At 64.5% G+C, this 22,473-nt stretch carries 18 protein-coding genes; 5 read left to right on the top strand and 13 right to left on the bottom strand.

Translation table 11 applies throughout. The annotated features are described in order from the left end of the window. A partial coding sequence (locus BLW08_RS19630) for a urocanate hydratase (protein WP_091327425.1) occupies nt 1-1,586 on the bottom strand: 1,586 nt, incomplete at its 3' end. Between the two features lie 229 nt (nt 1,587-1,815). Between BLW08_RS19630 and BLW08_RS19625 the strand changes: the two genes are divergently transcribed. Continuing rightward, nucleotides 1,816-2,253: an SRPBCC family protein gene (locus BLW08_RS19625; protein ID WP_091327423.1), complete on the top strand. Its 438-nt coding sequence runs from the start codon at nt 1,816-1,818 to the stop codon at nt 2,251-2,253. A gap of 13 nt (nt 2,254-2,266) precedes the next feature. Here the strand turns inward: BLW08_RS19625 and BLW08_RS19620 are convergent, their stop codons facing one another. Beyond that, complete coding sequence (locus tag BLW08_RS19620; RefSeq protein ID WP_091327420.1) at nt 2,267-3,073, bottom strand: IclR family transcriptional regulator; 807 nt, start codon at nt 3,071-3,073, stop codon at nt 2,267-2,269. 152 nt (nt 3,074-3,225) lie between these two features. Beyond that, nucleotides 3,226-5,301, bottom strand: coding sequence for an ALF repeat-containing protein (locus BLW08_RS19615; protein ID WP_091327418.1), 2,076 nt, complete (start codon nt 5,299-5,301; stop codon nt 3,226-3,228). Between the two features lie 257 nt (nt 5,302-5,558). Between BLW08_RS19615 and BLW08_RS19610 the strand changes: the two genes are divergently transcribed. Beyond that, complete coding sequence (locus BLW08_RS19610; protein WP_091327416.1) at nt 5,559-7,019, top strand: amino acid permease; 1,461 nt, start codon at nt 5,559-5,561, stop codon at nt 7,017-7,019. Between the two features lie 14 nt (nt 7,020-7,033). Here the strand turns inward: BLW08_RS19610 and BLW08_RS19605 are convergent, their stop codons facing one another. The 3 genes from BLW08_RS19605 to BLW08_RS19595 form a co-directional block, all read right to left on the bottom strand. Continuing rightward, nucleotides 7,034-8,449: an HNH endonuclease gene (locus tag BLW08_RS19605; protein WP_091327414.1), complete on the bottom strand. Its 1,416-nt coding sequence runs from the start codon at nt 8,447-8,449 to the stop codon at nt 7,034-7,036. A gap of 480 nt (nt 8,450-8,929) precedes the next feature. After that, entirely contained in the window at nt 8,930-9,679 is a 750-nt protein-coding gene (locus tag BLW08_RS19600; protein ID WP_017200737.1) for a 3-hydroxybutyrate dehydrogenase, read from the bottom strand. Nucleotides 9,680-9,683: 4 nt separating this feature from the next. Then, nucleotides 9,684-11,072, bottom strand: a complete 1,389-nt coding sequence (locus BLW08_RS19595) for an MFS transporter (protein ID WP_091327455.1) — start codon at nt 11,070-11,072, stop codon at nt 9,684-9,686. Nucleotides 11,073-11,209: 137 nt separating this feature from the next. Between BLW08_RS19595 and BLW08_RS19590 the strand changes: the two genes are divergently transcribed. Next, on the top strand, nt 11,210-12,106 hold the full coding sequence (locus BLW08_RS19590) for a LysR family transcriptional regulator (RefSeq protein WP_091327412.1): 897 nt from the start codon (nt 11,210-11,212) through the stop codon (nt 12,104-12,106). A 10-nt stretch (nt 12,107-12,116) separates the two neighbouring features. Here the strand turns inward: BLW08_RS19590 and BLW08_RS19585 are convergent, their stop codons facing one another. From BLW08_RS19585 to BLW08_RS19560, 6 genes are all read right to left on the bottom strand, one after another. Next, nucleotides 12,117-12,989 (bottom strand): ABC transporter ATP-binding protein, encoded by an 873-nt coding sequence (locus BLW08_RS19585; protein ID WP_091327410.1) that lies wholly within the window; start codon nt 12,987-12,989, stop codon nt 12,117-12,119. Then, nucleotides 12,986-14,089 (bottom strand): FecCD family ABC transporter permease, encoded by a 1,104-nt coding sequence (locus BLW08_RS19580; protein ID WP_091327408.1) that lies wholly within the window; start codon nt 14,087-14,089, stop codon nt 12,986-12,988. Before BLW08_RS19580 ends, BLW08_RS19585 begins: the two co-directional genes overlap by 4 nt. After that, nucleotides 14,089-15,183 carry an iron chelate uptake ABC transporter family permease subunit gene (locus BLW08_RS19575; RefSeq protein WP_091327405.1) on the bottom strand — a complete coding sequence of 365 codons (1,095 nt, stop codon included), beginning with the start codon at nt 15,181-15,183 and terminating at the stop codon, nt 14,089-14,091. Before BLW08_RS19575 ends, BLW08_RS19580 begins: the two co-directional genes overlap by 1 nt. Continuing rightward, the gene (locus tag BLW08_RS19570; protein WP_091327403.1) at nt 15,184-16,065 is read right to left on the bottom strand and encodes a siderophore-interacting protein; all 882 of its coding nucleotides are present in this window, start codon (nt 16,063-16,065) and stop codon (nt 15,184-15,186) included. Continuing rightward, complete coding sequence (locus tag BLW08_RS19565; protein ID WP_254779983.1) at nt 16,062-17,015, bottom strand: ABC transporter substrate-binding protein; 954 nt, start codon at nt 17,013-17,015, stop codon at nt 16,062-16,064. Before BLW08_RS19565 ends, BLW08_RS19570 begins: the two co-directional genes overlap by 4 nt. Nucleotides 17,016-17,140: 125 nt before the next feature. Further along, complete coding sequence (locus tag BLW08_RS19560; protein ID WP_254779982.1) at nt 17,141-18,007, bottom strand: helix-turn-helix domain-containing protein; 867 nt, start codon at nt 18,005-18,007, stop codon at nt 17,141-17,143. Between the two features lie 127 nt (nt 18,008-18,134). Here BLW08_RS19560 and BLW08_RS19555 point away from each other — a divergent pair, with 127 nt between their 5' ends. Both BLW08_RS19555 and BLW08_RS19550 read left to right on the top strand, forming a co-directional pair. Further along, the gene (locus BLW08_RS19555; protein WP_254779981.1) at nt 18,135-19,817 is read left to right on the top strand and encodes an ABC transporter ATP-binding protein; all 1,683 of its coding nucleotides are present in this window, start codon (nt 18,135-18,137) and stop codon (nt 19,815-19,817) included. After that, the gene (locus tag BLW08_RS19550; protein WP_090823664.1) at nt 19,814-21,568 is read left to right on the top strand and encodes an ABC transporter ATP-binding protein; all 1,755 of its coding nucleotides are present in this window, start codon (nt 19,814-19,816) and stop codon (nt 21,566-21,568) included. Before BLW08_RS19555 ends, BLW08_RS19550 begins: the two co-directional genes overlap by 4 nt. Here the strand turns inward: BLW08_RS19550 and BLW08_RS19545 are convergent. Beyond that, nucleotides 21,551-22,453, bottom strand: a complete 903-nt coding sequence (locus BLW08_RS19545) for a spermidine synthase (RefSeq protein WP_091327397.1) — start codon at nt 22,451-22,453, stop codon at nt 21,551-21,553. The genes BLW08_RS19550 and BLW08_RS19545 overlap by 18 nt on opposite strands. Between the last annotated feature and the right edge of the window lie 20 nt (nt 22,454-22,473).

Genomic DNA, 22,473 nt, shown 5'->3' with positions numbered 1-22,473 from the left:
GTGCCGTCAGCGACGGAGACCTGCCCGGCGTGCAGGGACCGGCCGATACCCACACCGCCGCCGTGATGGATGGACACCCAGGTAGCACCCGAGGAGGTGTTGATCAGGGCGTTGAGCAACGGCCAGTCAGCAATCGCATCCGAACCATCCGCCATGGCCTCGGTCTCCCGGTACGGGGACGCGACCGAACCCGAGTCCAGGTGGTCACGACCGATCACGATCGGGGCCTTGACCTTGCCCTCCTTCACGAGCTGGTTGAACAACAACCCGGCCTTGGCGCGTTCGCCGTACCCGAGCCAGCAAATACGTGCCGGGAGGCCTTCGAACTCCACCCGCTCCGCCGCGGCGTCGAGCCACTTGTGCAGGTGCTTGTTCTCCGGGAAGAGCTCCTTGATCGCTGCATCGGTCACGGCGATGTCTTCCGGATCCCCGGACAGAGCAACCCAACGGAACGGGCCGAGGCCCTCACAGAACAGCGGACGGATATAGGCCGGGACGAAACCGGGGAACTCAAACGCCCGGGTGTACCCGCCCTTGCGGGCCTCGTCACGGATCGAGTTGCCGTAGTCGAAGACCTCAGCGCCGGCGTCCTGGAACTCCACCATCGCCTGAACGTGGCGGGCCATCGAGGCCTGGGCCTTCTTGGTGAACCCTTCCGGATCCGCCTCAGCCTCGGTATGCCACTCCGCCACCGTGATGCCCTCCGGCAGGTAGGACAGGGGATCATGCGCGGACGTCTGATCGGTGACCACATCAAAAGTGATCTCCCCAGCCTTGTGGCGGCGGAGCAGCTCCGGGAACACTTCGGCGGCGTTGCCCACATACCCCACGGACCAGCCACGACGCTCATCCTTCGCCTTCTGGACCTTCGCGATCGCGGCGTCAAGGTCCGTTTCGACCTCGTCCAGGTACCGCTTCCCCGCCCGGCGGCGCAGACGGGTCTCGTCCACGTCCACAATCAAACACGCACCATCATTCAGGGTCACCGCCAGCGGCTGGGCCCCGCCCATGCCACCGCACCCACCCGTCAACGTCAGCGTCCCCGCCAACGGGCCCTCGGCGGACCCCTCGGCAGCCGGTGCCGGGTGACGGCCCTCGGCAGCGAGTTTGTTCCCCACCGCGGCGAAGGTCTCGTACGTGCCCTGCAAAATGCCCTGGGTACCGATGTAGATCCAGGACCCGGCCGTCATCTGCCCATACATCATCAAACCCTCAGCCTCGAGCCGGCGGAACTCAGGCCACGTCGCCCAATCCCCCACCAGATTCGAGTTGGCCAGCAGCACCCGGGGAGCCCACTCGTGAGTGCGGAACACACCCACCGGCTTGCCCGACTGAACCAAGAGCGTTTCGTCCTTCTCCATGGTTTCCAGAGTCCGGGTAATCGCATCAAAAGCAGCCCAGGAACGCACAGCACGGCCCGTGCCACCGTAAACCACCAGATCATCCGGACGCTCAGCGACCTCGGGATCCAGGTTGTTCATCAGCATGCGCAACGGCGCTTCGGTCTGCCACGACTTGGCAGTGAGTTCGGTACCCCGGGCGGCCTTGACCGGACGGGCACCAGAAGTGAAATCGGCGGGTGCCATGGTGACTCCTTCGTCTATGGGAAGTGTGTGGTGGAAAGATCTTCTGCTTCTACTAAAGCCCCTTTGCCGAGCGGCCGGAACGGCTTTTGGAAGGGTGCTGTCCGGGATTACAGACGCATGCCAGCCCGTCAGTGTCACCCGCCGGCCGCTGTGTTGTGGCAGCGCCGGCCGTTGTTTTCAAGCAGCGCCACCCCTCGCATTCAGGGGCCGATGAGCGCATGCTGGACCCATGGCAACGTACCGAGTCTCCACGCTCGTGGCGGCGCCGCCAGAGCGCGTCTTCGCAGTGTGGACGGACCTGGACCGGTTCCCGGAGTGGATCGGAGGGGTCACCCATGTGACCGACAGGGTGGGCTCCATGGACCAGGCCGGCAGTAGCTACACCGTGTGGTTCGGACGCATGGCAAGCCCTACCCGGATCCTTGAGGTGGAGAGGCCCCGGCACATCCGTACCCGGTTCGGCAACGCAATCCTGAAGGGCGAGTCAGACGTGACCTTTGCGCCCGAGGGCGATGCCACACGCATCCAGCAGGAGTTCGTGACCCGGGGATTCATTTCAGCGATCTTCGGGCGGCTGTTCTCTCTCGGATCCTACCGGGGCAGCTTCCAAGGGGAGCTCGAGACTTTCCGCAAACTGGTTGAGCACGATACGCCAGGACCTGCCTAGCCTCCCGGAGGGATTAGCCTGCCGGCCGGCCGTGGATCCGCACCGATAGTTCGTCGGCCGCTTTCCGGATGCGCGCAGCGAGGACCGGCCATTGCTCAGCCGGCACTTTGTCCTCGAGAAACGTCACGGCGACTGCCGCCGTCGGCCATCCAACATGGTCCGTCACAGCGGCGGCGATTGAGCCGAATCCCGGCGTGATTTCGCCGTTTTCCGTGGCGTACCCACGCTGCCGCACTTGGTCCAGGTGGGAGGACAAAGCGGAGTACTTCATGATGGGGAACTCCACCTCATGCCGGGACGTGAAGGCTGCGGCATTGGGATAAAGGGCACGGACCTGCGACTTTGGCAGGGCCGCCAGGATCGCGCGGCCGGAGGCAGTGAGGTGGCTGGGAAGGCGGACTCCGACGTCGGTGACCAGGCTGGGGCGGTTCTTGGCACGTTCCTCCACGATGTAGAGCACGTCGCGGCCGTGAAGCACAGCGAGGTGCGCACTCTCACCGATCACGTCAACCAAGGACGCAAGCATCGGCCGGCCCAGACGCGAAAGTGGTTCCTGTCGGGAGTAGGCCGAACTGAGCTCAAAGGCGCTGATACCCAGCCCGTAGCGCTGTTCCTCATGCAGGTGCAGGACAAAGCCGTTGGCCTCCATCACCCCGAGCAAGTGATACACACTGGAGCGCGGCAGGCCCAGCGCCGTGGCAATATTCGACGCCGCCATGGGACCCCGGCGTGAAGCCAGCAGCTTCAGGATGCGCAGCGTGTTTTCGGCGGCAGGGACCTTGGACGTGGCCTTGCCTTGTGCCAATGGCGTGGTTGTCATGGTTCCTCACTGCTCGCACCTCAAGGGAACCCCGAACCGGACCAGTCCGGTATCCCGTACTCAAGCGTGCACCGAACAGCCAGCTTGCGCCAGTCACCTGGCATTCATGGGTGTCCGGGATATCAGACATCCGAATCCAGTGCGGTGAAAGCCTAGCCCTTCGCCGGTGAACCCTTGCGGCGCAGCAGGAACGTGATGGCACCGGCAGCGGCCAGGACCAGCCCTGCGATCAGGGCAATGGTCCAACCGCTCAGCCCGGCAGAGGAGACAGCCAAGGGTGCGGCGGCTTCCTGGGACCCGGAGTCAACCGAAGGCGAATCCCCGTTGGCCGTGGCCGGCGGGACCGAGATGCTGGGAACCGCTACCGGCTCTGCAGCGGCGTCCTGCGTCGGCGCGGCTTCAGGAAGTCCGACGGCGGGAGCATTGTCCCGCGGCCACGGAACAACTATCGGGGCTACTCCCGTACCCGAGTGCTGCGAGACATCAACCTGGCTGGCTGCGGCCTGGCCCCCTGCAGCGGCCGCGGCAGTCTGGCGGGCGGCTTCAGCTTGGCGGGCGGCTTCAGCTTGGCGGGCGGCTTCGGCCTGGCGTGCCTGCTCCGCGGCGCGTGCCGCCTCCGCAGCTGCAGCAGCTTCAGCCGCCTGCGCAGCGTCAAGCGTGGCCTTGTCCGCCAGCCCCGTGACTTCGGCGAGCATGGCGTCGATGGAAGCGACGTGGGCTGCTGTGGCGTTGTCCCGGTCGAGGGCGGCGAACTGGCCCGCTGTGGCAAATGCCTGCGCATCAGCCCGGCTGCCCTCCAAGGCAACATTGGCGGCTACCCGCAGTTCCAGGGCTGCGTCGTCCAGCCTCTGGTAGGCGAGGATGCGATTGTCGAGGTCCTGGGCACTTGCGAATCCGTACTCCAGGAAGGTGCGGACATCTGCGTGACTGGCGGATTTGGCAGCGTTGGAGGCGGCCTGGCGCACATGCGCTCCGCCCGTGGCGTGGATCTGGGCTACACGGATTCTGTCGTCAAGGATGGCGGGGCCGTCCAGCTCGAAGGCAGCATCGTGTCCGACGGCGACGAAGTCCTTGATCGCGGCGTCGCCACCCAGCAGCGCAGCCTCCGCGGCTTTCCGGACCCCAGGAGTACCCACCAATGCGAGATCCAGGGTGGCTTGACGGGCTTCCTTGATCAGAAGGTCAGGGTCGGCTCCGGGCGCCGTCAGGCTGGCGAGAAGACCCGGCACCTCCTTGGCTGCTTTTCCAAAAGCCTCCTGGAATGGCTTCTTGGCCGCCATGCTGGCACCGTCGATGACAGCGCGCGGAACCGCCTGCGAACTCTGGAACTTCCAGTCGGCCATCAATCGCGCGGTGTCAGCTGCCCTCGCAGCTGATGCCGTGCTTTTGGCCTTCCCGACGGCGGCCATCGCGCGATCAGCAACCGCTGCTGTTCCGTTGGGATTAGCTGCGATATCGGCTTTGACCTGTTGGAGCAGCCCTGTCACTGTTGCGGTCTCATTGTGGTGGTCTGCTGCGACGAACTGCCCGTAGCGCAGGAAGTCAGCAACGATTTCAGCGTCGTCGGTTGCCAGCGATGCCTTGGCAGCAGAAGAAACAGCAGGGATCCCGGAGGCGATGAGTCCATACGCCGCTTGCCGGTCCTGCCCCTCGGCGGCCTGCCGCCAGCCCTCAAGAACGAACTGCTCCACAGCTTCATTGCCGTTGTCGAGGCTCTCGGAAGCGGCGCGTTCTACATGAATGTTGCCGTATTCCTGGAAGAAAGTCGCAGCAACTTTGAGGTCGCCTTCCCACGTCTTGGCCCACCCTGTGGCAAGGAATGCATCGATGCTTGCCGGATCATTCGCTGCCAGGATGTTTTTCGCAGATGACCGTACGTGCGCGCTCCCCTGCTCCGTCAGCCGGGTGACCAGTTGCTTGGGGTCCGCTGCCAGCGGGACGTCTTGTCCGCCGTCGATAAATGCCTGTAGCACCTCCGGTCCACCCACCAACGCGGTTGCGGCAGCGGCACGGGTTGCCGGACCACCGGCCCTCCACAGCCCTAGAACACCTGCGGCATCGGCAGCCCGTTCCACGAATGGCACAGGAGCCTGCGAGGCGTTCGGGACCTCAAAATCGGGAATGTCGTAGGCCTGCGCAGGAGTGGCGAAGAGCAGAGAAGCCCCAGCAACAACGGCAACAAGAGCGGCAGCAACATGGCGCCGGGTAGCGCGGAATGCAGAGATCAAGGGTCCCCCAAGTCAGGATGCGGTGGCAGCGCCTATTTCACTGGGGGCGACGCCAAAGCGAGGGATGCCTGACCGGCTTGATGAGCTGTCCGCGGTCATCATATCCGAACGGAGACTATGACTTTTACCACCACCAGAACGGGCCTGAGCCCACTGTCTGCGATCAAAGACACCAATGCCCCGTGAGTCCGATCACAAGGGTCCTTAAAGTGATCTGCTGGATAGCGATCCCCTCCCAAAGACGAGAAGGTTTTACTATGCAACAAACCAAGCTGGCTACGGAGAGCTCTGTGCTCCAAGCCGCGGGTACGGCGCTCAGCCGAGGCCTCAACGTCCGCCACATCCGTTTCATGGCACTCGGATCTGCGATCGGCACTGGCCTTTTCTACGGCTCCGCATCCGCCATCCAGAAAGCCGGCCCCGCTGTCCTGCTGGCCTACATCATCGGCGGCGCAGCCGTATTCATGGTGATGCGTGCACTCGGTGAAATGGCTGTCCGACACCCCGTCTCGGGCTCCTTCGGCCAGTACGCAAGCAAATATTTGGGACCGTTCGCAGGCTTTGTGACGGGGTGGACCTACGTATTCGAAATGGCGATTGTGGCCATCGCGGACGTCACGGCCTTCAGTATCTATATGGGCTTCTGGTTCCCGCAGGTGGACAGATGGATCTGGGTGCTGGCGATCATCCTGTTCCTGGGTGCCATGAACCTGCTCAGCGTGAAGGTGTTCGGTGAGCTGGAGTTCTGGTTTTCGCTCATCAAGGTGGTGGCGATTGTTGCCATGATCGTGGGCGGCGCGGCGATCGTGGTGTTTGGTTTCCAAACGGGCGACGGCGGTGGAGTGGCACCGGGACTGGGGAATCTTGTGAACCATGGCGGTTTGTTCCCGAACGGTTTCGAAGGGCTCCTGGCCGCGTTCGCCGTCGTGATGTTTGCTTTTGGCGGGATCGAAACCATCGGCATCACCGCGGGCGAAGCGGCCGATCCCAAGAAAGTCATCCCGCAGGCAGTCAACACTGTTCCGGTCCGCGTGCTGCTCTTCTATGTACTGACCCTGGGCGTGCTGATGAGCATCTTCCCGTGGAACGAGATTGGCAGCAGCGGCAGCCCGTTCGTCCAAATTTTCGATGGCTTGGGCATCCCCGCGGCTCCCCATATCCTCAACGCCGTGGTCATTACGGCCGCTCTCTCTGCGATCAACAGTGACATCTTCGGCGCTGGCCGCATCCTGTTCGGACTGGCCCAACAGGGACATGCGCCCAAGAGCTTCGGCAAGATTTCCCGTCATGGTGTTCCCTGGATGACCGTGGTGATGATGGGTTGCATCCTGCTGGTGGGCGTGGTTTTGAACGCCGTCATTCCGGAGGATGTCTTTGTGCTCATCGCCTCGATCGCTACGTTTGCCACCGTGTGGGTCTGGGTGATGATCCTGGCTTCGCACGTTGCGATGAAGCGGGAGATCAAGCGCAAGGGATTGCCGGCGTCGGAGTTCGGTTCGCCGCTCTGGCCCGCAGCATCGATCCTGACCATGGCGTTCATGGCCATGGTGATCGTGATCCTGGGCGTCTTCGAGGACACCCGCGTTGCTCTGTACGTGGGTGGAACCTGGCTGGTGTTGCTGTTCGTCGCCTACAAGCTGTGGGTCCGCGGGGGCGGCCTTCGCCGGGCCGAGCTGGTGGACGAGACTGTGCAGATCCCCGTAGTGAAGGCGCTCTAGTTGGTGAATTCGCTCTAGTTGGTGAATTCACTCTGGATCCTGACGCCGGTGGATCTGTGCCCCGGCAACGGTGGTGCTTTGGATTCGTAACTATGCCCGGTGGGAGTGCTCACGCGAATTGTGTGCACGCCACCGGGCATGCTCTTGGCGGCCCAGCCTGGATGTTCCTTGGTGTGGTTGCAGGCTTCGCAAAGCCCGGCCCCATTGTGGAGGTGCGTGCTGCCTTCTGAATGCCAAGGAACCACGTGGTCTATGTGCCGGATGGGCGCGTCACAGTACGGGGTGCGGCATGTGTGATCCCGGATGTGGATGAAGCGCCGCAACCGTTGAGGGAAGAACCGTGCTTTTGAGTCCATGGTCAGGAGCTCGCCGCTGCCGGGAGCGGTGTAGAGGCGTCGGAGCAGCACTTTAAACTCGCTGCGATCCGCGAGGTCCTGGTCCCGGGGACCCTCGACCAAGGGATGCGCGTCCCGGGGGCCCTCGGCCACGGGATGCTCGGCCATGGGCCCCTCGGCCAGGAGATGCGCGTCCCGGGGACCCTCGACCAAGGGATTCGCGTCCCGGCGGGGCTGGTCTTCAGACCCGCCTTGTTCCTCAACCAAAAGCGCCCTGGCCCATTCCGAGGGTACGATTCCGTAGCCTTCCAGCCGGGCAGGCTCGGGGTCGCCCTGGAAAAGCGTGCGGTCTGTCATGACGAGGTTGAGGTTGATACCTGAAACACCTCCCGGCGTGCCGGTAACGCGCTCGGTCAGGGTGTCTGCCATGACTTGGCCACGGGTGCGCCCGTCTCCGCTGGACCGGACTGAATCAGCCGTCCGGGTCAACGCGGCATAGACGGCCACGCCTTGGGCGACCGGGAGCAGGGCGGTCAGGTAGGTCATGGTGTCCGGTGCCGGGCGCAGACCGACAGTCCGTTCCGTGGCGGCATGGCTTGCTCGCTGCGCCACTGACCGCGGGTCGCGACGATACGCGGCGGCTTTTGCGGCTGCGATGATGGCTTTGTCTCCGGCCCCATCGAAGGTCCCGGCGTCAGGGGCGAGCTCTTCGTCGACAGCGGCGCGGTCCTCTACGGACAAGCACGCTGTTTCCTTCACGAGCAGTGTGGCCCGCCACTCGTTCAACTGGCCCGACTCCAACGCTGCCATGGTCCGCGGCATCTCCGTGACCAGCGCTTTGGCAAACCCCAGGAGCCTGGATCCTCGGTTCGGTGACTCCCGCCGCGCCAACGCCACCTGCGCAGCAACCCCTGCACCATGCTCTGCCGCAGGAACCCCGGCGTCGGCCTGCTGGGATCGCTGCGCCAGGTCAAGTGCCACTGCGGCCCTGGCCTGCCGGGCGGAAACAGCGGACTTCAGATCCTCAAGTTCGCGTATTTCATCGATCAGCTCCGAACTGTCGGCGCTGATCGGAAGGGACGCTACTGCAAGCATGAGACCGCGAACGCCCAAGCCGCGAACAGGCACTCCAGGAGCCCATCCCGGAGTCTCTTCCCAAGCCCCTCCCGAAGCCACTATTGAGGAGGCCGGGACGGGGGCATGATCCATGGCCGGTGAAGCCACTGTGGCCTGCTCTGGTACCTGCAATCCGTCCATGGAGCCACTCTTCCAGCGACTCGGACCGAACATCAGATCCAAAGTTGCCTATGTGGAAAACCCCCAAACATAGGCATCATCTGTCACCTCGCCGGTTCGAAGGTGGACAGCATTTCTTCTACTTGCTTCATGGCCTCGGGGAAGCCGGCACGTCCATGACGCCCAATGTTGTTTCCAACTGAATCGAGCGGGCACCCCGACCCAGAAAGCGGTCACCCCGCGGAGGGGCGGCGCTGTCACCCCGCGGAGGGTCGGCGCTGTCACCCCGCGGAGGGTCGGCGCTGTCACCCCGCGCAGCCAGAACCAGCCCGCCGCGCCTTACCTGGCCGACCAGCCACCGTCCATGGTGTAGCTTGCGCCGGTGACCATACCGGCGTCGTCGGAGGCCATCCAGGCGGCCAACGACGCCACTTCCTCCACCTCCACAAGTCGCTTGACCGCGGACTCCGTGAGCATCACTTTGGCCAGGACCTCGGCTTCGGGGATGCCGTGAAGCCGGGCCTGATCGGCGATCTGCTTCTCCACCAACGGCGTGCGGACGTACCCGGGGTTGATGCAGTTGGACGTGACCCCGCGTTCGCCGCCCTCCAAGGCAGTGACCTTGCTGAGCCCCTCCAGGCCGTGTTTGGCGGACACGTACGCGCTCTTGTAGGCGGAGGCCCGTAGCCCATGGACCGAAGAGATGTTGATGATCCGGCCGAACCCGTTGGCGTACATATGCGGGAGTGCGGCCCTGATGAGAAGGAACGGGGCCTCCAGCATCAGGGCCAGGATCCGCCGGAACTCCGCGGGCTCGAACTCCTCGATGGGGGCAACTTTCTGGATGCCGGCGTTGTTGACCAGGATGTCGCAGTCCAGACTGAGCGCGGCCAGCGCGTCCACGTCCAGCAGATCCACCGTCCAGGCCGTGCCGCCCAACTCGTCGGCGAGGGCTGCAGCTCCGGAGGCATCGACGTCGGCCACTACTACTTTCGCCCCGCGGGCGGCGAGCGCCCGGGCGCAGGCGGCCCCGATTCCGCTCGCGCCGCCGGTAACCAGTGCTTTGCGCCCGTTCAAGGAGTTGTCCATGGAACTAGCCTTTCGAAGTGGAAGGAGTGGTCAGTCCGTGGCGCTCGGCGTCCGCCTGGTCCACGGCCTCCAGCGCGATGCCCTTGGTTTCCTTCAGCGAAACGACGGCGACGACGGTGATGGCGCAGGCGACCACCAGGTAGATCGCGGTGGGAACCCAGGATCCGGTGTCCTTGAGCCACTGGGTGGCCAGCAGCGGTGCGAGTGAGCCGGCGAAGATGGATGTGACCTGCGAGCCGAGCGAGACACCCGAGTAGCGCATGCGGGTGGGGAAGAGCTCGGACATGATGGCCGGCTGCCCGGCGTACATGAACGCGTGGAGGCAGAGGCCGATGGTCACGGCGAGCACGATGATCACGGCGTTCTTGGTGTCGAACATGGGGAAGGCGAAGAACGGCCAGGTTGCGCCGGTGATGGCGCCCACCAAGTACACGGGCTTGCGTCCCCACGAGTCCACCAGGCGTCCCACCTGCGGGATGACCAGGAAGTGGATGACGTGGGCGATCAGGAGTGCCAGCAGGAGCGAGGACGTGTCGTACTTATGGACGCTCTTGAGGTAAACGATCGCGAAGCTCACCACGAGGTAGTACATGATGTTCTCCGCGAAGCGCAGACCCATCGCCTGCAGGATGCCCTTGGGGTACTTGCGGATGACCTCGCCAACTCCGTAGCTGATGGCTTTGGACTCCTCCACCTGTGCCTTGGCTTCGAGGAAGATCGGCGCCTCGGTGACGTGGGTGCGAATGTAGTAGCCGACGAACACGATCACTGCGGAGAGCCAGAACGCGACGCGCCAGCCCCAGCCGAGGAACGCTTCGCTGCTGAGGGTGGTGGACATGACGAACAGGACCAGCGTGGCCAGGAGGTTACCCACCGGAACTGCGGCCTGCGGCCAGGATGACCAGAACCCGCGCGACTTGTTGGGGCTGTGTTCTGCCACGAGGAGGACAGCACCGCCCCATTCGCCGCCGAGCGCGAAGCCCTGGATGAAGCGGAGCGCCACCAGCATGGCGGGTGCCCAGTAGCCGATGTCCATGAAGCCGGGGAGGCAGCCCATCAGGAACGTGGAGACGCCCACGATCACGATGGTCAGCTGCAGTGTGGGCTTGCGGCCCAGCTTGTCGCCGATCTGGCCGAAAACGATTCCGCCCAACGGCCGGGCAACGAAACCTACAGCGTAGGTGATGAAGGCCTGGATGATGCCGTCCAGTTCGTTGCCGGTGCTGGGGAAGAAGTACTTGCCGAATACCAGTGTGGCGGCGGTGGCGTAGAGGAAGAACTCGTACCACTCCACCACGGTGCCCACCATCGAGGCCGCGACGATCTTCTTCAGGCCGGAGCCTTTTCCAGCATCTTTCCCGGCTCTTGATGCGGAGCGCTGTTCTACGCTCATATCCATCTCCTCAGTGTCCTCTTTGACCCTTGTGAACGTGATGTGATCCACAACACGAAATGCTCCACTGAGTATTGCCGCAGATTTGCTGCGTCTCAATAACCAAAGTGGCACTGAGTATGTGCAAAATTGCAGATATGAAACCGAACCCGGACGACCTCCTCATCTTGCTCGCCGTGTCACGTTCAGGAAAATTTACGACGGCGGCACAAGCCTTGGGACTGAACCACACCACCGTTTCGCGCAGGATAGCGGCGCTGGAGAAGTCCTTGGGTGGCCGGGTTCTCGCGCGTGCGGCCGGCGGCTGGGAAGTGACGGAGTTGGGCGCCGAAGCCGTGCAGGTTGCAGAGCGGATCGAAGCTGCGGTGGGCGCACTGGGACCCAGCGACCGCGCACCCGACCCCATTACCGGCGTCGTACGCATGACCGCAACTGATGGGTTCAGCGCCTATATCGCGGCCCCGGCGGTAGCCCGCCTGCGAAGCGATCACCCCGGCCTCAGCGTCGAGATCGTCACGGTGACGCGACGTGCCCTGCAACAGCGATCGGGCCTGGACATTGAGGTGGTGGTGGGGACGCCACAGGTGCACCGCGCAGAGGCCATCAGGCTTGGTGAGTACAGGCTGGGAATGTACGCGTCGCGCGCCTACCTGGCGGACCACGGCACGCCCGCCAGCGTCGAGGAACTCACGCAGCACCAACTGGTCTACTTTGTGGATTCGATGCTGCAGGTGGACGACCTGGACGCTCCCCGCCGGCTGGTCCCCACCATGCGCGATGGCCTCAGTTCAACCAACGTTTTCGTCCATGTCGAAGCCACCCGGGCCGGGGCCGGCATCGGATTCCTGCCCTGTTTCATGGCTGATCGGCACACGGATTTGGTGCGTCTCCTGCCAGCCGACTTCGCGGAACTCCTCCCCTACTGGATGGTCCTCCGGCCGGACTCCATGCGCCGCCCCGCCGTAGCCGCCGTCGTGCAGGCCTTGCGGGAGGAGACGGAAAGCCGACGGGAGCAGCTGCTGGGGGCCGCCTAACGCGGGGGAATCAGGACCCCAGCGGGATCACCAGCGGCGTGTGGCTCACGGGGTCGTCGATCACGATGCACGGCAGACCGAAGACGCGCTCCACCAGCTCCGCAGTCACCACATCGGCGGGTCGGCCCTCCGCAACTACTGCCCCGTCCTTCATGGCGATGAGATGCGTGGCGTAGCGGCAGGCGTGATTGAGATCGTGGAGCACGGCCACCAGGGTGTTGCCTTCGCGATTGAGCCGCCGAAACAGCTCCAAGAGCTCGATCTGGTGCGCGATATCCAGGAACGTGGTGGGCTCATCCAGGAGCAATAAAGGGGTTTGTTGGGCCAGGACCATGGCCACCCACACACGCTGCCGCTGCCCGCCGGAGAGCTCGTCCACCAAACGGCCGGACAGCGATGTCACGTTGGTAGCTTGGAGTGCAGCAACGACGGCCGCCTCATCCGCCTCGGACCATTGACGCAGCAACTTCTGGTGCGGGTAGCGTCCCCGGGCCACAAGGTCCGCCACGGTGATCCCATCTGGCGCTATGGAGGTCTGCGGCAGGAGTCCCAACCGTCGCGCCACTTCCTTGGCCCCGTAGGAGGAGATGCTCTTGCCGTCCAAAAGCACGGACCCCGAGGTGGGCTCCAGCAGCCGGGACAGCGCCCGCAGGAGCGTCGACTTTCCGCAGGCGTTGGGTCCCACGATCACCGTGAACCCGCCATCGGGAATGCGCACATCAAGCGACTCCGACACTGTTCGTCCGGCGTAGCCGAGGCTCACGCCTTCGGCGCTGAGCCGCGAACCACGTGCCGGCGCCGAGCCAGATCCCAGCGCCGAGCCAACAGAAACAGAAACATCCAACACATCAGTCACAGCAATCTCCTTCAATTCTTCACTCATTGCCGCTTCACCTCACGGGCCAGGAGCCATACGAGATAGCAGCCGCCGATGCTGACGGTCACTACGCCTACGGGCAGTTGGATGGGCGCAAAAAGGTTCTGCGCCACGATGTCGCTGGCCACCAAGAGGAACGCACCCATGGCAGCAGAGGGAACCATTCCCACGGACGCGGACTTGGTGAGGCGGCGGGCCAACTGCGGCGCGGCCAGGGAAACAAAAGCGATCGGGCCGGCAGCAGCGGTGACCATTGCCGTCAAAGCCACGCCCACCACTGCGAGGACCAGCCGCGAGCCTTCCAGCCGAACGCCCAAGGCCCGGGCGGTGTCGTCGCCCATTTCCAAAAGGCCCAATCGCCTGCCGTACAAGGACAGCACAGCCAGCAGCACGACGAATACGATCACCACCGGCAGCACCTGCTCCCAGCCGAGCTTGTTCAAGGATCCAGCACCCCAGACGGCAGCAGACATGGCCTGCTCCAAGGACGCCTTGAGGATCATGAAGGTGTTCACCGACGCCAGCATGGCGCTCACTGCGATGCCGGCGATGATGAGCCGGAACCCCTGGATGCCCTTTTTGTAGGCGAACAGGTAAACCAGCGCGGCCGTCACCAGCCCACCCACCAGCGCGCCGGCAGACACAGCAAAGTAGCCTCCACCCATCAGTAGGATGACCACCAGCGCGCCCGTGTAAGCACCAGTGTTGAAGCCGATCACGTCCGGGCTTCCCAGTGCGTTGCGGGTCAGCGATTGGAAGATTGCCCCGCTGACCCCCATGGCCGCCCCCAATAACAGGGCCAGGAGGACGCGGGGCAATCTCCAGTCCACCACCACCATGTGCACGGCACCGCTGGACCGGCCCAGCAACGCCGAAACAACGTCCTGTACCGCAATGCTGAACTCGCCCAAGCCAAGGGCGACGACGGCGAGCGCCAGTGCGGCGGCAAACAGGACGGCGGTGACAACCAGGGTGCGGACGTCCACGCGGAGTGAGACGCGGCCGCCAAAGCGGCGGATGGCGACGGTGGGACGACCGAAGTCGATGGGCGGGACCTGCTTGATGGTCGGGGCCTGCTTGATGGGCGGCACGGGATCGGTGCGCATCACAGGGTGCTCACTTTCCGGCGTCGGATGAGCCAGATGAGGACGGGTGCGCCAACGAAGGCGGTGATGATTCCTACCTGCATTTCGCCGGGACGGAGAACAAGGCGCCCCAGGATGTCGGACACCAGGAGCAGCACTGGCGAGAGCACCAGGGTGTAGGCCAGTATCCAGCGCTGGTCCGGACCGACGATCCATCGGGCTACGTGCGGGACCATGAGTCCCACGAATCCGATGGGGCCGGCGGCTGCCGTCGCGGCGCCGCAAAGAAGGGTCACTGACACGATGGTCCAAACCCGGGTGCGAACGATGTTGGCACCGAGGGACTTGGCGGTGTCGTCGCCCATGGCCACGGCGTTCAAGGGCCGGGCCATGGCGAGGGCGATGAGCGTCCCAATAAGGATGAACGGCGCCCCGGTGGTGAAGATCTCCCACGTTCTGTTGCTCAACGTTCCGGCGCTCCAACTGCGCATGCTGTCGAAAACGGCAGGGCGAAGCAGCGTGATGCCGGACGAGATGCCGCCCAGCACGGCTCCGAGGGCAACCCCTGCAAGGGTGAGGCGGAGTGGGGTTGCCCCGCCCCTTCCCCGTGACCCGATGAAGTACACGGCCACGGTGGCCGCTACGGCACCGGCGAAGGAGAACCAGATGTACTCCTGGATGCTGGTGACTCCGAAGATCGCAACGCCGAGGACCACAAAGAACCCGGCACCCGCGTTGACGCCCAGGATGCCGGGGTCCGCCAACGGGTTGCGTGTCAACGCCTGGATCAGTGCCCCGGACAGTCCCAGGGCAATGCCAACCACCACGCCCGTCGCCGTTCGGGGCAGGCGGAGGTCGTGGATGATGACGTGTTCCGGCGAGCCGTCGTAGGCAGTGATGGCGGGCCAGAGAGCGGCCATGTCCACGTCCTTGGAGCCCACCACCAGGCTCAGCCACAGCACCAGCACCAATGCGCCAATTGCCGCGAGAAGACCCAGTAGCCGGTAGCGGTTCACCGCCACCAAGCCGGCCGGGCGTGCGTCCGAAGTGGAAACCGGCACCGCGTCCTGCACCTCAGCTGCAACAGAACGCGGCGCCATGGTTCCGGACGCCATTTAGAGGCCCAGCAATTCGAACTTGGCGTCCTGCAGGTCCACGATTTCCTCGCGATCGCGCTTCTCGTTGGACCAGAGATCGTCGAACCAGCGGCGGGTTTCGGCGTCGAGGTTTTCCCAGCGCTCTTCCCAAGCCTCGCTCTTGTCCGTCCAGTAGCCGATCAGCTTGTAGGACTCGGGCGTGAGCTTCTTCTCATGCCGGAGGTACTTGCGGATTCCGCGCAGCACCTTGGTTTCGCCGGCCACCCAGATGTAGCCCACCCCGCCGGGGAGCTCCATGGAGCGCAGGACCTCATCCAGTCGGGACTGGCTGTGGCCGTTCCCGCCGTAAATCCAGGCGACTTCGGTTCCGGCGCCGAGGGCGAGTTCCTGTTGGTGCGATGGATCCTCAACCTCGATCAGGACACGGGTGCGAACACCGGGCGGCGTCTGCTCCACGAGGCGCGCGACTGCCGGGAGGCCGGTGGCGTCGGCCAGCAGGATCTGCCACTGCAGCCCGGCCGGCGGTTCGTACAGTCCAGTGGGCGAGTTGAGCCCGACGACGTCACCCACCTGGGCGCGCTGCGCCCAGGAAGCTGCCAATCCGCCGTCGTGAACTACGAAGTCGATGTCCACGGTTCCTGCGGCGGAGTCCACAGCGCGGACCGTGTACGTCCGCATGGCGGACGGTTCGACGCCTTCGGACCAATCCCAGGAGTCCCCTGTGGAAATGGGGAGGCGTGCTTCATGCGTGCCCGGATCGGGCAGGAAGACGCGGAGGTATTCGTCGCCGACACCCGTGGTGTCGAAGCCAGCCAGGCCGGAGCCGCCGAAGGTTATCCGGACCATTCCCGGAGTCAGCAGGCGGGTGGAAATGACCTCAGCGCGGTAGATGCTCATCATGACAGGAGCGCCTTTTCGAACTTCTCCAGCAGTGCGTACTGGCCGCTGGGCGAGCCGTAGATCATTTCGAGGTCATAGGTGTGGATCTGCTTGTTGGCCACGAATGGCAGCGAGGTCCACAGCTTGTTGTTGGCCAGCGGAGCGAAGGCATCCGGGTTGGCACCGTCCTTTTCGGGGACCTCGGTGGTGATGATGGCGTCGATGCCGTTGAGCTGTTCGAGCTGCTCGGCACTCAGCTTGGCGCCTTCGCCGTCGGCCAGCGGGGAAACTTTCAGGCCGAGGTCCTTGATGACCAGGCACGGCGTTCCGTAGCAGCTGACCGTCACCTGGTCCTCGTAGTAGTCCACGGGGCCGATCACCATGTTGCTCTTGCCGGCCTCGGCCAGACGCTTCTTCACGTCATCAACCTTGGCCTGGTACTTGTCCATCCAGGCCTGGTACTGCTCGGTCTTGCCGAAAGCCTCGGCTACGGTTTTGAACTTGGTGCGCCAGTCGCTGCCGTCGAAGCCGTTGAAGGTGTACGTCGGGGCGATGTCGGAGAGCTTGCCGTCAAGCTCCTTCTCATAGCCCAGGCCGTTCAGGATGACGTCGGGCTGTGCTTTGAGAATGGCCTCGAAGTTGAATTCCGGGTAGTTGGTGAACGGCGTGATGCCCTCCAACGCCTTTTGGTCGAAGAAGTACGGGAAGCCCTTGTAGCCGCTGTCACGAATGGGTTGCTGGCTGGCCAGCGGAATGCCGAGGGTGATGAGCATGTCCAGGTCCGTGGTGTACATGCCCAGGGCTTTCTTCGGCTCGGCCGGCATGACTACTTCTTTGACCTCGCTTTGGACCGTCCGGGTTTCGGATTTGGTGGTGGCGCTGGCATCGGTGGTGGCGCAACCACTCAGAAGCAGGGCTGCGGAAGCCAAGGCCGCAACGGCGGCAGACATGGTTTTAGAGCGTGAAATCACTGCGGTCCTCTTGATTCTCAGGGGAGACGGAGAGCTCCCGGTAGCGGCCGCAGGTTATCTCGGCAGGCCGCCGAAGTTAGGTATACCTACCCTAACAACGAGTCCATGCAGAAAACCGCTCGATTCTATTCGGAACCGGCCAAAGACTGGTGGTTTCCGGCCTTAAGCGAGGAGACGTACCAGCCTGGAGTGTGCCCCATCACCTTTCGGAACACTTGGACAAAGGCGCTGGGATTGTTATAGCCCACCCTCCGGCTGACCGTGGAAACCGGGTAACCGGCCGCCAGGAGCCCCAGGGCCACACGCATGCGGGCATGGATGCGCCACTGGGCAAAAGTCATCCCCGTTTCCTTATGGAACAGGCGGGACAGGTTCCGGACACTGATGGCCACTTCCACACTCCATTCCTCCAGCGAGCGGTCCAGGGCAGGGTCATCCAGGAGGGCACGCGCAATTCGCTCCAGGCGAGGGTCCACGGGCATGGGCAGCAGCATGGGCCGTGCGTCCACCACCTCCAGCAGGCCCACCACCACCTGCTCCGAGCGCTTGCGGATGGAATCGTCCATGTCGAACTTGCTCATGTGGCGCAGCAGTTCCTGCGCGGCGGTGGGCACGGTAACGGCCACCGTGCGGCTTTCCAACTGCGGCGCCACCCTGGCATTGATGTGCGAGCAGTAGAAGCCTGTCCCCTGGGTGGACTTCACAGCGTGCACCACGCCGGCCGGAATCCACAGCCCCAGCGTGGCAGGGACGGCAAAGAGTCCGCCATCGGCCTCCACCGTCAGCACACCGCGGGCACCCCACAACAGCTCATGGGTATCGTGGACGTGGTCAGTCCAGGTGGCAGGAGTGGGGCACTCAAAGTATCCCGTGTAGACGCCGTAGACCTGCGACGACGTCCGGCCCTCAACCGGGGCATCCAACTGCTGTTCCACCTGGACGTCCAACTGGGGAGCTGCCTGTCCGGATTGCGATATAGCTTGGCGGGTCATCTGGCCTTCTCGAAGTTAGGTGAGCCTTACTATGGTAAGCATGCCCTCCAGTTCCGCCACTCCGTCCTGCCCGCCTGGGCGTAACAAGCAAGCACCCTGGACGGTTTCCCGTCTCTTCACTTTCACTTTGTTCGCCAATCGCCGCTGGAAGCTCCTGTTGGTGGGCTGCGCCGGCCTCGTTTTGCACCAGGTCAGCGAGGCTTTGGTTCCGGCCACCATCGGAGCCGCCGTGGACAACGCGATTTCACCGCACGACGCCGGCGCGCTCCTTTGGTGGATTGGCGCCTTGGCGGTCGTCTTCGTGGTGCTGGCACTTTCCTGGCGCATCGGCACCCTGGCCACCAACCGGTCCTTCCTTTACGGTTCCCATGACCTCCGGCAGCTCGCGGTGGAGCGGACCCTTCACCCGCGGGGCATGGCCGCCCGGCGAGCGCCCGGTGAAATTGTGGCCATCGCTTCCTCTGACGCAGACAGGGTTGCAGGCTTGTCCTGGCTCATCGGTGGCGGACTCGCGGCCGCTGCCGGCGTGGTGACATCGGCCGTGACCCTGCTGCTGATTTCTGTTCCACTGGGCATCGCCGTCCTGGTGGCCACCCCCATCATGCTGGTGGTGATGCATCGCCTCACCAAGCCCCTTGAGGACCGCAGTGACGTGGAGCAATCTTCCGCAGCCCGCGCGGGCGCACTCGCAACGGACTTCGTCACGGGATCGCGGCCCCTCAAAGGCCTCGGAGCCGAGGAAGCCGCGGTGTCCCGCTACAAGGCCGCCAGCCGGACATCACTGCTGGCAGGGCTGAGGGCTGTTCGGTCCCGGTCCGCTTACAACGGCGCCAGCACGGCTCTCTCCGCTGCCTTCCTGGCCGGCATCGCCTTCTTCGCCGCCTGGTTTGCCGTCCAGGGAAGCATCACAGTTGGGCAGCTAGTGGCAGTTGTTGGCGTGGCCCAATTCGTCCAGGGACCCATGGCCGCGCTTGGCTTCCTCAGCGTGGAACTCGCCCGCAAGCGCGCCTCCGCCGCACGCATAGCCGTGCTGCTCGCGGAACCCGACGCGGTGCCCGCACCTGAGCCGAAGGAACGCACGACGACGGCTGCCGGCTCAGCTTCGGCAGTCGCCCCGCTGCTGGAGGCAGCCCCGCTGCTTGAACTCCGCTCCGGCTCCGATGACGCGGCGTTCCCGCCCTTCACGGCGTCAGCCGGAGAAATCGTGGGCGTCGTCCTTCCGAACGGAACGCAGGCACGGCTCTTGGTGGACACTTTGGGCTTCCGCACACCCGCACCCCGTGGTCTGGTGTCCATCGACGGCCAGGACGCTGCAGACCTGGATCCTGTCCACGTCCGTTCGAGGGTGTTCGCCGACAGCCACGATGGCGTCCTTTTCCACGGCAGTGTCCGCGCGAATGTCGCAACAGCCGACGCCCGGCTGGAGGAACGCGCCATGGCGGCCGCCGCCGTCGGGGACTTCGTGTCGCAGCTGCCCGAAGGCACCGAAACTGTACTCACCGGGCACGGCCAAAGCTTGTCCGGCGGCCAGCGGCAGCGGCTGGTCCTGGGCCGTTCCCTGCACCAAAAGCAACCGGTGCTGGTGCTGCACGATCCCACCACCGCCGTCGATACCGCCACGGAAGCGGTGATCGCCGATGGCCTGCGGAACTTCCCTGACAAGGCCTTGGTGCTGGTGACCACCAGTCCCACGCTGCTGGCTGTCTGCGATCGGGTGGTGATGGGCGGGGGCGGCGCAGCATCTGAAAGCGGCACGCACCGCGAACTGCTGGCTACGTCCGCCGGATACCGCGAGGTGGTGGGCTCTTGAGCACCGATATCCTTCCCATTGCCACACCCCGCGAGACCCGGAAGGCCATGTGGCGCCTGTTGGCGCAGCGGCCCGGCAGGCTGACCATCACCATCCTGGTGCTGCTGGCAGCGTCCTGCTGCGGACTGGCAGCACCGGCCATCCTGGGCATCATGGTCAATATTGCAGCCAGCGGCGGAGACGTCATGTGGCTGCTCTGGCTGGCAATCGGGCTTCTGGTGGCCGGTGGATTGGGTGCCCTGCTGGGAATCCTTGGCCAGAACCTGCTGGCCCGGATCTGTGAGGAAGCCTTGGCCGGGTTGCGCGAGGAAGTGTTCGCGGCAGCTGTCCGCAAACCGCTCGCGCACATCGAAAAGGCGGGCATCGGTGACGTCGTGGCCCGCGTGTCCGGAGACGTTGAAGCCGTCAGCGAGGCGATTTCGGGTGTCCTTCCCGCGTTCACCAGCGCCGCCTTCACCATCGCTGTCACGTTGCTGGGCTTGGGCGTGATTGACTGGCGCTTCGCGGTGGCGGTGCTCATTGCCGCGCCATTGCAGGTGTTCACCTTGCGCTGGTTCCTCAAGCGGACCGCCCCCATCTACCGGACGGTCCGGATCACCGAGGCCAACAGGACAGAACAGATCATCGAGACGGTCCACGGCTCCCCCTCGGTCCTGGCCTTGGGGCTCGGGGAACATCACGCCGGGCTGGTGGCGGCGGCTTCCCGGGAAAACATCGGCCATGCCCTTAAAGGCGTCAACTACCTGACCCGCTTCTACAACCGCCTCAACCTTGCTGAACTCATCGGCCTGTCCGCGGTGCTGGTGGTGGGATTCTGGCTGCACGCCGAGGGCGCCGTGACCATCGGTGCAGCCACGGCGGCCGCACTGTATTTCTACCGGCTCTTCGATCCGATCGGCTTGGTCCTGGGACAGTTCGACGAGCTCCAGAAAGCCGCTGCCGGGCTGGGCCGGATGTTCGGTCTGACCATGTCCCCCGGGCCGGCGGCTACCCATGCTCCGGCGGCGGTAGCCAGCGCAGGCGTTGTGCTGAACGACGTCACTTTCTCCTATCCCGGGCAGCGCCCCGCGCTGAACGCCGTTTCCCTCACCGTGAAGCCCGGTGAGCGCGTGGCGATTGTGGGCACCTCAGGCGCGGGCAAGACCACCCTGGCCAAGGTCATCATGGGCTTGGAACACCCGGACAGCGGCACCGCTTGGGTAGGTGGCCTGGACTCGGCCAGTGCCGCCCCGGCTGAGCTGCACGATCGGATCGCGATGGTCAGCCAAGAGGTGCACGTCTTCTCCGGGACACTCGCCGAGGACCTACGGCTCGCCAAACCCGGCGCTTCTGCGGAGGAACTTTCGTGCGTCCTGAAAGCAGTTGGGGCTGCCTGGGTGGAAACGCTCGACGACGGCCTGGAGACTTCCGTAGGCGCCGGTGGCCACCAGCTCACGCCCGAGCAGGCGCAACAGTTGGCTCTGGCACGGCTCAAGCTCAAGGACCCGCCCATTGCGGTCCTGGACGAAGCCACCGCAGAAGCCGGCACCGGGTCCGCCACCATGCTGGATCAGGCCGCCGAAGCCGCATTGGCAGGGCGGACTTCCGTGGTGATCGCGCACCGCTTGAGCCAGGCTGCTTCTGCGGACACCGTCGTGGTGATGGAGCACGGCCGGATAGTCGAGTCCGGATCGCACCAGGAACTGCTGGCTAACGGCGGCCGATACGCCACTCTGTGGGAGGCCTGGAACAGCTCACTCAGCAGGAGTTGAGGCAGGCTCCGGCGGTGGAACGGGGTCATGCCGGACCGGCGTTCCGGCGGCGAAGGCGCGCACTTTGGCATCATCCCAGATATGCGCCGGAACTCCGCCGCCCAGGAGCTTCCGGGCCAGCGTGGGGTCGTCGCCGAACGGTGCGTGGCTGCCCGCCATGATCATGTTGCCGTAGCGGCGGCCTTTGAGCATGGCGGGGTCGGCGATGATCATGGTGTGCTGGAACGTGTCCGCAATGGTGGCAGCATCTGCCCTGGCGTTCTTCAGGTCCGGCGCGTCGCCTGAGTTGACCACATAGAGGCCATCGGGGGCGAGGACTGCGTCCGCATGGGCCGTGAATTCGCGGGTGGTGAGGGCCCGGGGCGTGAAGGCTCCGGCAAAGACGTCCCGGATGATGAGATCCCGGGTGTCCGGGGTGAGGGATTCGGTCACTTGCCGGGCCTCTCCAACACGGAGCCTCAACAGCGGGGCCTTCGGCAGATCGAACCAGCCGCGCACGTAGTCGGCCAGCTTGCCATCAAGTTCAACCACCACCTGCCTGGCTTCGGGGTACGCGGCATGGAAGTAGCGCGCCATGGAACATGCTCCCCCGCCCAGGTGCAGGGCACGAAGCTTCGGTTTCTGCTCCCGCGGCCAGCGGGACTCCACCAATGCCGCAATCCAGCGCATGTACTCGAAGTCGAGGAACAGCGGATCGGCGAGGTCTATGTGCGAGCTCATCACACCGTTGATTTTCAGTAGCCAGCCGTTGGAGTTGTCCTGGTCCTGGATGAGCTCGCAGTCGCCGGTGTCGATGTAGTAGACCCCCGCCACCGGACCGTCAGGGCGGGTACCGGCGGGCACCTCGACGACTCCCGCCGTCGACCTTTTACCGCGTTTCGCCACTATTTCCGCCCTGCCTGAGT

The organism is Arthrobacter sp. cf158 (assembly GCF_900106835.1).
GTDB lineage: Bacteria > Actinomycetota > Actinomycetes > Actinomycetales > Micrococcaceae > Arthrobacter.
This window is presented reverse-complemented; position numbering and strand designations above follow the sequence as displayed.